The sequence below is a fragment of the Jiella mangrovi genome (assembly GCF_017815135.1).
GTDB lineage: Bacteria > Pseudomonadota > Alphaproteobacteria > Rhizobiales > Rhizobiaceae > Jiella > Jiella mangrovi.
Genome location: NZ_JAGJCF010000028.1, coordinates 21,423 through 35,437 on the forward strand (window position 1 = coordinate 21,423; position 14,015 = coordinate 35,437).

Sequence of the window (14,015 nt, forward strand, 5' to 3'; positions counted from 1 at the left end):
TTTTCAGGGGCGTCGGTGCGTGCGGGTGCCGCATTCTCCGATCCCGATGACCAACCGATCGCCAGAGAACGGATCGGATGAACGAATCTCTCACCCTGCTCGGTTTCGGCCCGACCGGCTGGGGCGACGATCTCGCCAGAGGCGTCGTCGTCACCGTCACACTGTCCCTGGCGACCCTGCCGATCGGCCTTTGCCTCGGCTTCCTTCTGTCGCTGGCCAAGCAGTCGGAAGACGCACTCCTGAAGCTTTCGGCCGATATCTTCACGACGATCTTTCGCGGCCTGCCCGAGCTTCTGACGCTGTTTCTCGTCTATTTCGGCATCAACGCGGCGCTGAAATCGCTGTCCGACGCCACCGGCCTGCCCGATCTTGCCCTGTCGAGCTTCGTCTCCGGCATGGTGGCGCTCGGCGTCGTGTTTTCAGCCTTTGCCTCCGAGGTCTTCCTCTCGGCTTTTAGGGCGATCCCCCACGGCCAGCGCGAGGGCGGCATGGCGCTGGGTCTCGGCCGGGCGAAGGTCATGCTCCTCGTCATCCTGCCGCAGCTGATCAAGATCGCTTTGCCCGGTCTCGCCAATCTGTGGATGAACCTCTTGAAGGACACCGCCCTCGTCTCGGTCATCGGCCTTGCCGACATCCTGCGCCAGGCCGGCATCGCCGCGCGCGTCTCGCGCGAGCCGTTCCTGTTCTTCGGGACCGCGATCGTGCTTTATCTCGTCCTGACGATGCTCTCCTCGATCGCCATCGGCGGCATCGACCGCTGGACCAAGCGCGGGGAGATGGCGAAATGAGCGGCAACACGCCTGCCCTCGCTATCCCGGCGCCGCCGCGTCAGAAGCTGAAGATCGGCGGCATCGTTGCGATCAGCATCTGGATCGTCATCGCCGTCGCCTTCGTGATCTACTTCGTCGGCGCCTTCGACATCACGCTGATCGAGCGTTTCGGCTGGTCCTATCTCTCGGGCCTCTGGGTCACGGTTTCGCTGGTCGCCCTTTCCTTCGTCTTCGGCGCCATCGTCTCTTTACCCGTCGCTCTCGGGCGCATGGCGACCAACCCGATCGCCAGCGGCGCCGCCTTCGCTTTCGTCTATTTCTTCCGCGGCACGCCGCTGATCGCCCAGATCTTTCTCGTCTATTACGGCTTCGGCGAGTTTCACCGCTTCTTCGAGACGATCGGCCTGTGGTGGTTCTTCCGCGAGGCCTGGTATTGCGGTCTGTTCTCGCTCGCCCTCAACACCGCCGCCTATCAGGCCGAGATCCTGCGCGGCGCCATCGAGAGCGTGCCCAAGGGCCAGTGGGAGGGCGGGCGCTCGCTCGGCCTTTCCCGCACGGTGATCTTCTTCAAGGTCGTCCTGCCCCAGGCGCTGATCGTCGCGCTGCGCCCTTACGCCAACGAGATCATCCTGATGATCAAGGCGTCCGCCATCGTCGCGATCATCACCGTCTACGACCTCTTCGGCGAGACCCGGCAGGCCTATTCGCGCACCTACGACTTCCAGACCTATGTCTGGGCGGCGCTTCTCTACCTCGCCATCGTCGAGGCGTTGCGGCACGCGACCAACTGGGCCGAGCGGCGGCTGACGGTGCATCTGAAGCGGTAGGTTCTTGAGCCCATCTCAATTTTGAGATATATATGGTCTGGAAAGTCGAACTTACTTTGGACGCCGCGCAAGAGTTCGAGGCTCTCTCGCCAGACCTTCGCGGTAAGTTCATTTTCATTGCTCGCCGTCTCGAACGAGAGACGCCCATGAAGGTTGGAATGCCGCATGTTCGCCCGCTTGGAAACAAGCTGTGGGAGATGCGGCTCAAGGGAAAGGACGGGATCGCACGAGCCGTCTATATCCTCGCCACCGAACAGCGGATCCTCGTGGTTCGGATCTTCATCAAGAAGACCGAAAAGACGCCACGCTCGGAGATCGAGCTCGCCCTGAAACGAATTGAGGACGCGACATGAGCCCGGCAAAGACCGTCTCCCTCGATGAACTTGCTATGAAACATCTCGCCGACCCCGAGGTGAAAGCCGCCTATGACGAGATGGCCAACGAGTTCGCCGTGGCGCAGGCCCTCGTTGCCGCCCGCAGCGAGGCCAAGCTCTCGCAGAAGGACGTCGCCGAGCGGATGAAGACCTCGCAATCGGCCGTCGCCCGCATGGAGAGCGGCCGCCAGTCGGTCTCCACCGGTTCGATCCAGAAATACGCAACCGCCGTCGGCCGGCCGATCACCATCGAGATCCAGCCTCTGCCGGGCGTCGACAAAGCCGCCGTTTCGGCTTGAACGCCCGGCATCCGGTCCTGCATGTGATTGACCCGGCAGGGCCTTCGTCTAGTTCGCAGACAGAACGACAGTGACGGGAGACGGACAGTATGGCGAAGGTCGCATTCATCGGTTTGGGGGTCATGGGCTATCCCATGGCCGGTCATCTGAAGAACAAGGGCGGCCACGACGTCACCGTCTGGAACCGCACGGGCGAAAAGGCGAAGAAATGGGCGGACCAGTATGGCGGCTCGGCAGCGGAGAGCCCGCGCGCGGCCGCCCATGACTGTGACTTCGTCTTCATGTGCGTTGGCAACGATGACGACGTGCGCTCCGTCGTCTATGGCGACGACGGCATTCTCGCCGGCATGAAGGCCGGCGCGACCCTCGTCGACAATACCACCGCCTCGGCCGAGCTTGCCCGTGAGCTCGCCGAAACCGCCAGCGAAAAGGGCTTCAAATTCATCGACGCCCCGGTTTCCGGCGGCCAGGCCGGCGCCGAGAACGGCGCCCTGACGGTGATGTGCGGCGGCGACGAGGCGGACTTTGCGGCGGCCAAGCCGGTGATCGAGGCCTATGCCAAGATGGTCGGGCTGATGGGGCCGGCGGGCTCCGGCCAGCTGACCAAGATGATGAACCAGATCTGCATCGCCGGCCTCGTCCAGGGACTGTCGGAATCCATCGCCTTCGGCCAGAAGGCCGGCCTCGACATCGAGAAGGTCGTCTCCGTGATCTCCAAGGGCGCAGCCGGCTCCTGGCAGATGGAAAACCGCCACAAGACCATGAACGAGGGCCATTACGACCATGGCTTCGCCGTCGAATGGATGCGCAAGGACCTCGGCATCTGCCTCACTGAGGCCAAGCGCAACGGCGCCCGCCTGCCGGTGACGGCGCTGGTCGACCAGTTCTACGCCGACGTCGAGGCGATGGGCGGCAAGCGCTGGGATACGTCGAGCTTGCTGGCGCTGCTCAATCGGAGCTGACATGCGGTTTCGAAGGCAGATCGGGCGTGCCATGGCACTTGCCGTCATTCTCGCATCGGCGTCGACCGCCGCAAAAGGTGACGGGGCGTCGGACAGGTTCGACGCAGATGCCGTGGCAAAGGCCCTCGAGGACCCCGGCTCGCACCAGCCCGCAGCCCTCCCGCCGGCCGCTCTCGGCATTTTGCGTCAAAAGATTGCGGCCTGCTGGATGCCGCCGCCCGGCAAGGGGGTGAGCGGCTTTGCGGTGAGTTTCGAGCTGACACCGGACGGCGAGTTGGCGTCGAAACCCTTTGTCGACGAGAAGATCGGAACGACGAAGGAACAGCATTTGCTGGAGGCGAGCGGTGTCAGGGCGATCCTGCGTTGCGCCCCCTACAAGGAGCTCGTCGGCGCCGCCCCCTACGAAACCTGGAAGTTCGTCACGATCAACTTCACGCGGTGAAAGCCTCGACCCCGGACATGACGCAGCGACGGCTCTTACCCCCCTTCCTGGGCTTCAACTGGCGCCAACATCATCAGACGCCGGCGGAGCACACCGGCCGTCGCACGGCATGAAAGGGAGGCGCTTAACCTAGACGCCTCGTCATTCTCTGCCCCCGTGCCGAGAAGCCAGGGCGGCCGCCGCGACCTCGACCGTTCGCTGCTTCGCCAGCTGAAGCGACTGGCGCCCGACGATCTCTAAATTCTCGCACGGTGGCCGAGAATGACGGTGCTGCGAGTTTCGCCGGCCGTCGAATTTGCCGATGTTTCATGCCATCGTTTCGATGGAGCAGCCGGCGCAAGACGGGTGACCCACGGGACCACGAAAGAAAGGTGCGCGGGGCGTCGACGGCCGGAAGCCTCGCCGGTGATCACTCCCCCCGCGGCTCCTTGTCGAGCACCATGTAGTCCAGCGGCAGCTGGGTGGTGTACTTGATCTGCTCCATCGCGAAGGAGGAGGAGACGTCGCGGATTTCGATCTTTGCGATCATCCGTTTGTAAAAGGCGTCATAGGCGGCGATGTCCGGCACCGCCACCCGAAGCAGATAGTCGACGTCGCCGCTCATGCGGTAGAATTCGATCACCTCGGGAAACTCGCCGATCACCTCGGAAAACCGCTTCAGCCACTCGGTCGAGTGGGAATTGGTGCGGATGGCGACGAAGACGGTGACCCGGGCGTTGATCTTTTCCGGATCGAGCACCGCGACCCGGCGCCTGATGACGCCGTCTTCCTCCAGACGCTGGATGCGCCGCCAGCAGGGTGTCGTGGACAGGCCGACGCGCTTGGCGACGTCGGCGACGGCGAGCGTTGCATCCTCCTGCAACAGACGCAGGATCTTCTTGTCGAGCCGGTCCATATCGTTCCCGCATTCAGATGAGAAATGCAAGCGATATAGGAGCTGGCTCAAGAACGGTAGCCCGCCGAGACGATCGCGCGGTCGCGGCTCCGGCGGCTCGAAGGTCCTCGTGAGGACGCTCTGCCGCCGGAGATTTTCAGTCGCCTCAAGGCCAGATCCTTTCGGCGAGGTTGCAGATGCCCGGTCAGGCGGCGCGGCCGATGGGAGCGTGATCCGCGTTCGCCCTCGCCGTCCCGGCCGTTGAAGCCGTGGCGGCCGTCTTCGAAAGCTTGAAGTCGGACACCCGCTTGTCGAGCAGATGGGACTGTTCGGCCAGACTGTTCGTCGCGGCGGTCGACTGCTCCACCATCGCGGCGTTCTGCTGGGTCGTCTGATCCATCTGGGCGATCGCCTGGCTGACCTCGGCAAGCGCCGTCGACTGGCTCCTTGCAGCCGAAACGATCGCGTTCATCTCCTGATGCACCGTATCGACCTGCGTGAGGATCCCGTCGAGCTCGGCGCCCGTGCGTTCGGACATGGAGACGCCTTTTTCCACCTGTCTGACCGAGCGTTCGACCAGATCCTTGATTTCCTTGGCCGCGCCCGCCGAGCGCTGGGCGAGTTCGCGGACCTCCTGGGCAACGACGGCAAAGCCCTTGCCCGCTTCGCCGGCCCGTGCCGCCTCGACCCCGGCATTGAGTGCGAGAAGGTTGGTCTGGAAGGCGATTTCGTCGATCACCGAAACGAAGCTGGTGATCTCTTCCGAAGAGGCGGCAATGGCCCGAATGGCGGCCAGCGTCTCCTTGACGACGTCGTTCGAACCGCGCGTGTTGCGGGCCGTCTCGGCAACGATGCTGCCGATCCGCTCGGCCCTGCGCGAGCTTTCGTTCACCGTCTGCGAGACTTCGCCGAGGGCAGCCGAGGTCTGTTCCAGGCTTGCCGCCTGCTGCTCCGTGCGCCGGGCGAGATCGTCGGCCGCCGTCTTCAGCTCGCTGGTGTTGCCGCGGATCGAACCGGACGTTTCGGCCACCGATGTCACCGCCGCATCGAGAGCGTCGAGGGATCGGTTGAAGTTGGTCCTGAGCGGTTCGAACACCTCGGCGAACTCGGTGGTGATGCGATAGGACAGGTCACCGTCGGCGAGGCTCGAAAGTGCCTTGCCGAGTTCATCCACCGCCTGCATCGATGCGGCCTGGGTCTTTGCCCGTTCCGCCTCGGTCGCCGAACGGACCTTTTCACGCTCGGCGAGGCGCGCGGCCTCCTCCTCGGCCTCGCGGGCGACGCGTTCCTCGGTCTGAGTGACGATGTCCTTGACGGTCCGGGCCATCTCGCCGATCTCGTCCTTGCGGGAGATATCGACGCCCGTCATTTCGGTGCTGCCGGCAAGCAGGCCCTTCAGACTGTCGCCCAGCGCCCGGAGCGGCGTGGTGATCGTCCGGGCCAGGAACCAGGTCGCGGCCGCGACGACGAGAGTGGTCAGGACCACGAGGGCGACGAGCTTGAGAAGGGCGTAGTAGGCCTGGTCGCCCATCGCGGCAGCCGTGTCCTCGATGCGATGGATCGTGTCGTCGCTGATTGCCTTGAGAATCTCGATGCGTTTGCTCGCCACGTCGAACCATGTCTGCGCATCGAGAACCGAGAGATCGGTGACGCTTCCGTCCTTCACCAGCTCGTGCCGCATGGCCTCGATCTCTCCGCCGACGGCGGACAGGCGCTGACGTGCTTCGGCGGCGTATTGCGGACCGACCCCGTGATAATAGAGGTCGATGAGCGCCTCCTCCTTGCCTCCGAGGGCCGAAAAGGCGAAGAACTCGTCCGGCGTGAAGTTGCCCCTGCCGATGACGCTGGCGCCCAGCCCACGCTCCTGGCCGGCATATTCCTTGGTCAGGAGAAGCAGGGTGAAATCCGCCAGCGGGGCGGCGATCGTGGCCTCGTCGACGCCGTGATGCAGCGAGATCGACATCGATATCAATCCGTCGATCAGCTCAGCGTAAAAATCCAGCACCTCGCCCGGATTGGCGATCAGCTTGTCAGCTCGCTCCCGAACCCTGTCGAGGCCCTCGTGGGTCATCGGATCGACGCGATCCATCAGCGGTTTGGCATATTGATCGCCGATCAACTCGATGATGGACTCGTTTTTCTCGAAAAGCTCATGAGCCGCATCGGTGCGCTGCCGTGCCTGCACCATGGATGCGCCCATCTTGGCGCCGCGGCTGCCAATGTAGCCGGCTGTCGCTCCCCGCTCCTTCTGCAACGCATCAATGAAGTTTGCGACGATCTCGATTTCCTTGGTCGCACCTTTCAGCTCGTACATGTGATGATAGCGGGTCCATTCGGCCCGCAGCTCGGCCTGGGCGGCCGCGATGAGGACGAGGGCGGGAACGACGAGTGTCGCGGCCAAGCGCAGGCCGACGGGGATGTCCTTGAGACGCATTGACGCTTTTCCTCAGCAGCTTTCACGATTACTATGTAGGGTTTTATTATTATTCTTTTAAAACTCATGATAACTTCGCCGAGTTAATGCAATCTCTCGTAAACCCCTCTTACAACCTGTGAGTTGCTTAGCCTGCTATGTGACGGACCTGATCGTTGCCTATCGCCGGTGCGAAGCGGACGGCCGCGACCAGACGGACTGATTGGCCGCTATCGAGTGAACGCAGCTTACACCGGCTGATTCTGCCGCTCGTCATAGGCTCGCTGGGCCTCTTCGATCCGCGCATGGTTGTCGAAGGCCCAGCCGCCGATCGCCCGCACCGGCCCGCACAGCGAGTGGCCGAGGTCTGTGAGTTCGTAGTCGACCCGCGGCGGGATCGACGGCGTCACCGTGCGGGTCACCAGCCCGTCGCGCTCCAGCCCCCGCAAAGTGAGGGTGAGCATGCGCTGTGAGACGGTGCCGATCGTGCGCTTCAACTCGTTGAACCGTTTCGGCCCGTCGGCAAGCAGCATGACGACGAGCACCGACCATTTGTCGCCGATGCGCGAAAGCACGCCGCCGACGGCGCGGCAGCTGCCGGGGAAATGCGTTTCGCCCGCGGTCACAACGCTGTTCTCAGGTTTCAAATTTGTGCCTCCTTGCACTGCAGCATCCCGGTCATTTAATCAGCCTCGGTAACAAATCCATACCTAGTGACCAGAGGTTACATTCGATGAAACTGCTCCACCTCGATTCCAGCATTCTGGGCGAAAACTCCGTCAGCCGGTCGCTCTCCAAGGCGACCGTCGAGCGCCTGACGAGCGAAAATTCAGGCCTCGAGGTCACCTATCGCGACCTCGTCGCCGAGCCGATCGCCCATCTCACCGGCGGCTATCTCGCCGGCCAGAACGCCGCGACCCAGCATGACGAGGCGCTCCAGCATGATCTCGCCGTCGGCGAAACCGTGATGGAAGAATTTCTGGCGGCAGACATCGTGGTGATCGGCGTCGGCTTCTACAACTTCTCGATTCCGAGCCAGCTGAAGGCATGGGTCGACCGGATCGCGGTCGCCGGCAAGACCTTCCGCTATACCGAGAGCGGTCCGGAAGGCCTGGCTGGCGACAAGCGGGTCATCCTCGCGATCGCCCGCGGCGGCTTTTACGGCGAAGGATCGCCGATCGCCTCCTTCGAACACGCCGAAACCTATCTGCGAACGGTGTTCGGCTTCCTCGGCGTGACGGATATCGAAGTCGTTGCCGCCGAAGGCGTCGCCGTCGGCCCCGAGCAGCGCGAGAAGGCCACCAACGACGCCCTCGGCACCATCGCCTCGCTCAAGGCCGCCTGAGCCTCAAGAGCGTTTGAATGAAAGCCGCGTCGCCCGTGAAGACGGGCGGCGCGGTTTTTTAAAGGGGCGGAGCGCCGGGTGGAGCGGGAGCCGGTTCGAAACCCGGATGGCGAGCGGATGTTTCCGCGCGGCGTGACCTGCACGGTCGACTGACCAGAATTCTGCCGGTCGGCATGGTCGGCGACACTGCAAATGGACGAGTTCAGCCAAGGCGGCTACGTGCCGCCCATCGTTCGATCACGGCAAGAACGCCTCGACCGAGGTGATTTCGAAATGATCCAAAGCGTCGATGATCCGCGACCGAACGAACTCCGCGTCATTCCGCTTCACGAGGTCGGCGGGTGTATCGGATAGCTCCCGGGTCACCATCGCCTCCCAATACGATTCCAGAAACTGCCTGGGCTGGCACCGCTGCTCTGCCGGTAGCGCTTCGAAGGGCGGACGCGATGCGAAAAGATGCGCGATCGCGATCTCGTCCCCGCGCAAGTCACCCCACCAGAAATGCGGGGGTCGGTAATGGAACTTCAGGGAAAGCTGCGCGACACGCCCGTATTGACCAGCGGCAAGTGCCAGGGCCGCCTGGGTGGAGCCAAGGTCCCGGCGCTGATTGAGGCCTTGGCGCAGGGCAAACTGCGTAACCTGCTCGCCAAAGTCTCGCCAAAGCCTTTCGAGGCGAGCTGCATCCGGGCCAGACGGAAGCAACACCACTCCTGAATTGAAATAAAGCCCCTCCTCGACTGCCGGGTCGCGGCCTTCCTTGCGAGCATAAAAGCGCTCATGCCACGGCACCCAGCTCCCGGCTGCGAAGGATGCATCGAGCTCAGAGGTGAGCTGTTCCGCGACGTCTGGATCCAGCCTGCGCTTGTCGGCGACCGATGCCATGAGAAGGTCTGCTGGCTCGCGCGCCAGCTCGGCCGCCGATTGCAGAAACACCGTATCATTGTCGACCATCAAGATGCGCTTTGACGACGCGGGAATGTCTTCCAGCATTCGCAGGATGTTGTAGGTCGCAGCTGTCTCGGCAAAGGGATGCGGCTCGACATCTGTTACGACATCGATGCCCAGGTCTTTGAGAAAATCGGCAAAACGTTCGTTGGAGGGGCCGACGATCCGCAGCTGCAGAGGGACATCTGCCGCGTAGCGTGCCCAGGTGACGGCATTCAGCACGGCAAGGCAGAGATGCCGACGGGCCGGCCGACCACGCCTCGCATCGTACAGTGTCCGACAGACAATCGAGACCTTGTCAGTCTGTGCTGCGGGTGCAGCAGCAGCTCTCTTGTCTTCCATCCCTCAGACTTTGACTGGGCAGTTGGGAATCAAATCAGCCAAGCCCTTCAACTCCCGCTTCATATCGATCTCCACAAGCCCAGCAAACTGTTCTGATCAGACCAGCCATCCCATTCGCATTGCATTTTGCAAACACCCGAACGCTGCCTCGCGTTTCCCGAAGAGATCATCGGATCATCTTCGAACGAGGCCATCGATCAGGCTTGCGGACAGGAGAAGCCGCGATCGGCCAAATGTCAAACCCGCCGCTCGACCATCATCTTCTTGATCTCGGCGATCGCCTTGGCCGGGTTCAGCCCTTTCGGGCAGGCCTGGGTGCAGTTCATGATCGTGTGGCAGCGATAGAGCTTGAACGGGTCTTCCAGAGCGTCGAGCCGGTCGCCCGTCGCCTCGTCGCGCGAATCGATCAGCCAGCGATAGGCCTGCAGGAGCACGGCCGGGCCGAGATAGCGCTCGCCGTTCCACCAATAGGACGGGCAGGATGTCTGGCAGCAGAAGCACAGGATGCACTCGTAGAGGCCGTCGAGCTTCTCGCGGTCTTCGTGGCTCTGGCGCCATTCCTTCTGCGGCTCGGGCGTCTCGGTCTTCAGCCACGGCTCGATCGAGCGAAGCTGCGCGTAAGGAACGGTGAGGTCGGGGATGAGGTCCTTGATCACCGGCATGTGGGGCAGAGGATAGATCGCGATATCGCCCTCGATCTCGTCCATGCCCTTGGTGCAGGCAAGTGTGTTCGAACCGTCGATGTTCATCGCGCAGGAGCCGCAGATCCCTTCGCGGCAAGAGCGACGCAGCGACAGGGTCGAATCCACCTTGTTCTTGATCCACAGCAGCGCGTCCAGCACCATCGGCCCGCAATCGGCGGTGTCGACATAGAAGGTGTCGAGGCGGGGATTCTCGCCGTCGTCGGGCGACCAGCGATAGATTCGGAACTCGCGTACCTCTTTGGCGCCTTCCGGCCTGTCCCAGACCTTGCCCTTGGTAATCCGTGAGTTTTTCGGAAGCGCGAGTTCGACCATCGTCTTTCCATTCAATGCCTGTTTGGAATCGTTCGCACCATAGTGTTTGCGGTGCAAAACGAAAGAGCCGTTTTCCGCTGCCTTTCGCTTCTAATCGGTTGAAGCCGGCCGGAAAAATCGCCGCACCTGGGTTCTTGGCCTGAAGAGCGCGTTTTCAGCGCGGTCAGGAGCGGCGGGAGTGCCGACGTTCAGGCCTCCCGCTCCCGCTGTTCGACGGCCCCGCGGACCGATTCGACGTCCTTCGCGTCGATCAACCCCATCTCACGGGAAATCTCCGCCGCCGCGACCAGGCTTTCGGCATTGGTCACCGGGATGCCCAAGGCCTTCAACTGTTCGATCCCGGCGGTCGCGTCCTCGGACAGATTGCCATGGGTGACATCGCGGATATGGACGGCCATTACCCGGCCTTCGTGGCGTTGCGCCGCCTTGGCATAGATCGCGGCGTCGCGCTGCCCCGAATCGCCGATCAGAACGAAGGACAGATCCGGATAGGCGTCCATGATCTTGTCGATCATCTTCAGCTTGTGATCGTCGTGGCCTCCGGTGAGCCACTTGTCCTCGTCGAGGCCGAAATCCTTGAGGAACATCGGGCCGAGCGGAATTTCGCGCAGCGCAAGGAAGCTCTGGAACAGATCGTAAAGGTTCCACGGGCTCGACGAGACGTAGAAGATCGGGTTGGTTTCCGGTCCGGCCTCTCCCTTGGAGAAAGCCCGATAGAGATGCGAGACGCCCGGAAATGCCGTCCGGCTTCTGGCGGAATTTGCCACGACGGTGCGCCAATGCTTCACGAGATTGGTCGCACCGGTCTTCACGATCGTGTCGTCGATATCGGAAATGACGCCGAATTTGGCGGTAGGCGAAAGCCTGCGCACGTTGATTTCGGCGCCGAGTGGCGTCACCTCGTGAACCGGCGCCGAGATCAGCTCGAGTTTAACGGTGAACCAGGGCGACGTGTCGGGGCCTGGATGCACCGGGAGGACGGCGTCGAAATAGCCCTCCCGGTCGGTGACGAGTTCGCCGTCCTTGCCCAGAGCACGCCAGGCCACCCTTGCGCCGGGGATCTCGTCTGTCTCGTAGCGCTTCAGCGTGAGCCACACATTGGTCAGCGTCGATTCGGTGTGAGGCGCGGTCATCACGCCCTGATCTTCCATCACCCGGCCGCGCACCCACACCCCCTCGGGGGTGACGATACCGCGATAGGGAACGAGGATGGGCGTGCCCAAAAGCCCGGTCCGCCGCTTGAAGGCGAGGCGCGCCGTGTCCCACATCTCCTCGGCTCGATGCACGCCGCGCCTCAGCATGCCAGGCTCCGCACGCAATGGCTTGCTATCCTCGGCCTCATCAATTGCTCGTCCCGCCCTGGGGCGCCGTCGTGGGACCTGTCGTCTTGCAGGTCTCCGAGGTCGAATCGACGAAGGTGAAAATCACTTTCTGATCTTCCTTGGTGACGGTACCCTTCTTCACGAGCTGGTCGGCGGTCGGCGGAGCGACGACGCTGGCGATCAGATAGTCGCGCTGGGCCGGCGTCAGTTTCTCGACCGCCTGGTCGGCGAGGCACGAGCAGGCGGCCGGCGTCATGTTGCGGATCTGGATGCCGCAAAGATCGGTGATGATGGCGACCTGATTCTCCTTGGTCAGATGCGGCATTTCGAACTTGTCGCCGACGGCATTGCGGGGCTGTTCGCGAACCTCTGAGGAATTGGCATCCGTGTCGTCGGAGCCCGACATGGCCTCGTTCGGAGCCGCGCCAAGCGGTGCGCCGCTCTGGGTGGCGTCGCTCGCCTCACCGCCCGAGGCAGCCGGCTTTTGCGGTGTTTCGGTCTCGGCCGGAGACATCGGCTTGGGTGCGGCATCCGGTGGCAGGACGAGGTTCTCCTGACCGGTCTCGCCTGCAGCCTGGGTATCGGCTCCGCGGGACGCATCGCCCGATTGGGCGGAAGCCGGCAACGTCACAAGCCCGAGGGCCGCGACACATGCTGCTTGCAGAACAATTCGCATTCCGAAATCTCCCATTGGCGCGTCAAGCGCGCACCATCCACGCCGGGTGCCCGAGCGAGAAGACTTAGTGCGCTGTCTGGGCAGGGCGAACGCGCGATGTCAGCGGACCCATCGGCTGGATGGAAGATCTGGGGTCGCCGAGCCTCTTACGGCGCGGCCAAAACGCCGGCGGCGGCGGTCGTTCGGCGATCAGCGAAGGCGAGACTTGGCCGCGACGGACGCTGCGACAGACATCCGCTCATGAAAAGACGGCCCCGCGGAGGGTCCGCGAGGCCGTATCTTCACTGAATTTTCGATCCCGTGATCGTGATTATCAGAACTCTTCCCAGCTCTGATCGGCCGGCGCATTCTTGCGGGCCGCGCCGCCTGTGCCTGTCGTGCGCATCTGCGCGACCGGCCGGGATGCCGGCCTTGCGGCGGGCGCCTGACGATTGGCGGCGGCCGGTGCGTGCCTTGCCATCGGCGCACTCGCTGCGGTCTTGAAGCGGGCGATCGAAACGGCGAGTTCGTCAGTCTCGGTCGACAGCGTCTGCGCGGCGGCGGTGGATTCCTCCACCATCGCGGCGTTCTGCTGGGTCACCTTGTCCATCTGGTCGGCCGCGCTCGAGACTTCGCGAAGGCTCGTCGCCTGCTCCCGCGCACTGTCGGCGATCCGCGCCACGACCTCGGCCATGCCCGCGACCTCGGCGACGATCTCGTCCAGCGACTTGCCGGACGCGGTCACCAGTGTCACGCCCTTCTCGACCTGTTCCGACGAGGCGTTGATCAGGCCCTTGATCTCTTTCGCCGCTTCCGCCGAGCGCTGGGCGAGTGCCCGAACTTCCTGGGCGACCACCGCAAAGCCCTTGCCGGCTTCGCCAGCCCGCGCCGCCTCGACGCCGGCATTCAGCGCCAGGAGGTTGGTCTGGAAGGCGATCTCGTCGATCACGCCGATGATCTGGCTGATCTGCTGGGACGAGCCCTCGATCTCGCTCATCGCCGTCACCGCCTGGGCGACGATCTCGCCGCCCTTTGCGGCCTTCTGGCGGGCGGATTCGGCCGTCTGGCGCGCCTTGCCGGCATCTTCCGCCGTCGAATTGACGCCGCTCGACACCTCGCCGAGCGCCGCGACGGTCTGCTCAAGCGAGGCCGCCTGCTGCTCGGTGCGCTGCGCCAGATCGCTGGAGGCCACGGTGATCTCGCCGAGCCCGGTGCGGATCGTGCCGATCGTGCCGACGACACGTCCGATCGCCGCTTCCAGCTCCTCGACCGAGCCGTTGAACTTGGCCTTGATCGGCTCGAATTCCGGCGCCACCTTGCCCGACATGCGCACCGTCAGGTCACCCGAGGACAGACGGTCGAAGCTCGCATCGACGACGCCCATGAACTCGCGCAGGTCCTCGGCCTTGGCGTGTTCGAGATCGGCCTG

15 protein-coding genes are annotated in these 14,015 nt (G+C 63.5%); 7 read left to right on the top strand and 8 right to left on the bottom strand.

The window, feature by feature from the left end:
- The first annotated feature begins 77 nt into the window (after positions 1–77).
- The 6 genes from J6595_RS21885 (at position 78) to J6595_RS21910 (ending at position 3,674) form a co-directional block, all read left to right on the top strand.
- Positions 78–788 carry an ABC transporter permease gene (locus tag J6595_RS21885; RefSeq protein ID WP_209597774.1) on the top strand — a complete coding sequence of 237 codons (711 nt, stop codon included), beginning with the start codon at positions 78–80 and terminating at the stop codon, positions 786–788.
- On the top strand, positions 785–1,597 hold the full coding sequence (locus J6595_RS21890) for an ABC transporter permease (RefSeq protein ID WP_209597777.1): 813 nt from the start codon (positions 785–787) through the stop codon (positions 1,595–1,597). Before J6595_RS21885 ends, J6595_RS21890 begins: the two co-directional genes overlap by 4 nt.
- A 32-nt stretch (positions 1,598–1,629) precedes the next feature.
- The gene (locus tag J6595_RS21895; RefSeq protein ID WP_209597779.1) at positions 1,630–1,950 is read left to right on the top strand and encodes a type II toxin-antitoxin system RelE/ParE family toxin; all 321 of its coding nucleotides are present in this window, start codon (positions 1,630–1,632) and stop codon (positions 1,948–1,950) included.
- Positions 1,947–2,270, top strand: coding sequence for a helix-turn-helix domain-containing protein (locus tag J6595_RS21900; protein WP_209597781.1), 324 nt, complete (start codon positions 1,947–1,949; stop codon positions 2,268–2,270). Before J6595_RS21895 ends, J6595_RS21900 begins: the two co-directional genes overlap by 4 nt.
- 89 nt (positions 2,271–2,359) lie before the next feature.
- The gene (locus J6595_RS21905) at positions 2,360–3,232 is read left to right on the top strand and encodes an NAD(P)-dependent oxidoreductase (RefSeq protein WP_209597783.1); all 873 of its coding nucleotides are present in this window, start codon (positions 2,360–2,362) and stop codon (positions 3,230–3,232) included.
- Between the two features lie 31 nt (positions 3,233–3,263).
- Positions 3,264–3,674: a hypothetical protein gene (locus J6595_RS21910; protein WP_209597785.1), complete on the top strand. Its 411-nt coding sequence runs from the start codon at positions 3,264–3,266 to the stop codon at positions 3,672–3,674.
- Positions 3,675–4,083: 409 nt separating this feature from the next.
- Here J6595_RS21910 and J6595_RS21915 read toward each other — a convergent pair whose 3' ends face one another.
- The 3 genes from J6595_RS21915 to J6595_RS21925 all read right to left on the bottom strand — a co-directional run bounded on the left by J6595_RS21915 (position 4,084) and on the right by J6595_RS21925 (position 7,608).
- Positions 4,084–4,569, bottom strand: coding sequence for an Lrp/AsnC family transcriptional regulator (locus J6595_RS21915; protein WP_209597787.1), 486 nt, complete (start codon positions 4,567–4,569; stop codon positions 4,084–4,086).
- 184 nt (positions 4,570–4,753) lie between these two features.
- Positions 4,754–6,982: a methyl-accepting chemotaxis protein gene (locus J6595_RS21920; RefSeq protein ID WP_209597789.1), complete on the bottom strand. Its 2,229-nt coding sequence runs from the start codon at positions 6,980–6,982 to the stop codon at positions 4,754–4,756.
- A gap of 227 nt (positions 6,983–7,209) precedes the next feature.
- Positions 7,210–7,608, bottom strand: coding sequence for a winged helix-turn-helix transcriptional regulator (locus tag J6595_RS21925; protein ID WP_209597791.1), 399 nt, complete (start codon positions 7,606–7,608; stop codon positions 7,210–7,212).
- Between the two features lie 86 nt (positions 7,609–7,694).
- Here J6595_RS21925 and J6595_RS21930 point away from each other — a divergent pair, with 86 nt between their 5' ends.
- Complete coding sequence (locus tag J6595_RS21930) at positions 7,695–8,306, top strand: FMN-dependent NADH-azoreductase (protein WP_209597793.1); 612 nt, start codon at positions 7,695–7,697, stop codon at positions 8,304–8,306.
- 237 nt (positions 8,307–8,543) lie between these two features.
- Here J6595_RS21930 and J6595_RS21935 read toward each other — a convergent pair whose 3' ends face one another.
- The 5 genes from J6595_RS21935 to J6595_RS21955 all read right to left on the bottom strand — a co-directional run.
- Positions 8,544–9,593: a hypothetical protein gene (locus J6595_RS21935; RefSeq protein ID WP_209597796.1), complete on the bottom strand. Its 1,050-nt coding sequence runs from the start codon at positions 9,591–9,593 to the stop codon at positions 8,544–8,546.
- Positions 9,594–9,829: 236 nt separating this feature from the next.
- A complete protein-coding gene (locus J6595_RS21940; RefSeq protein WP_209597798.1) occupies positions 9,830–10,609 on the bottom strand; it encodes a succinate dehydrogenase iron-sulfur subunit in 780 nt (259 codons plus the stop codon).
- A 188-nt stretch (positions 10,610–10,797) separates the two neighbouring features.
- The gene (locus tag J6595_RS21945; RefSeq protein WP_209597800.1) at positions 10,798–11,910 is read right to left on the bottom strand and encodes an App1 family protein phosphatidate phosphatase; all 1,113 of its coding nucleotides are present in this window, start codon (positions 11,908–11,910) and stop codon (positions 10,798–10,800) included.
- A gap of 40 nt (positions 11,911–11,950) precedes the next feature.
- Complete coding sequence (locus tag J6595_RS21950) at positions 11,951–12,607, bottom strand: hypothetical protein (protein ID WP_209597803.1); 657 nt, start codon at positions 12,605–12,607, stop codon at positions 11,951–11,953.
- A 313-nt stretch (positions 12,608–12,920) separates the two neighbouring features.
- Positions 12,921–14,015 (bottom strand): methyl-accepting chemotaxis protein (locus tag J6595_RS21955; RefSeq protein WP_245199064.1); only part of this gene is annotated, 1,095 nt, incomplete at its 5' end.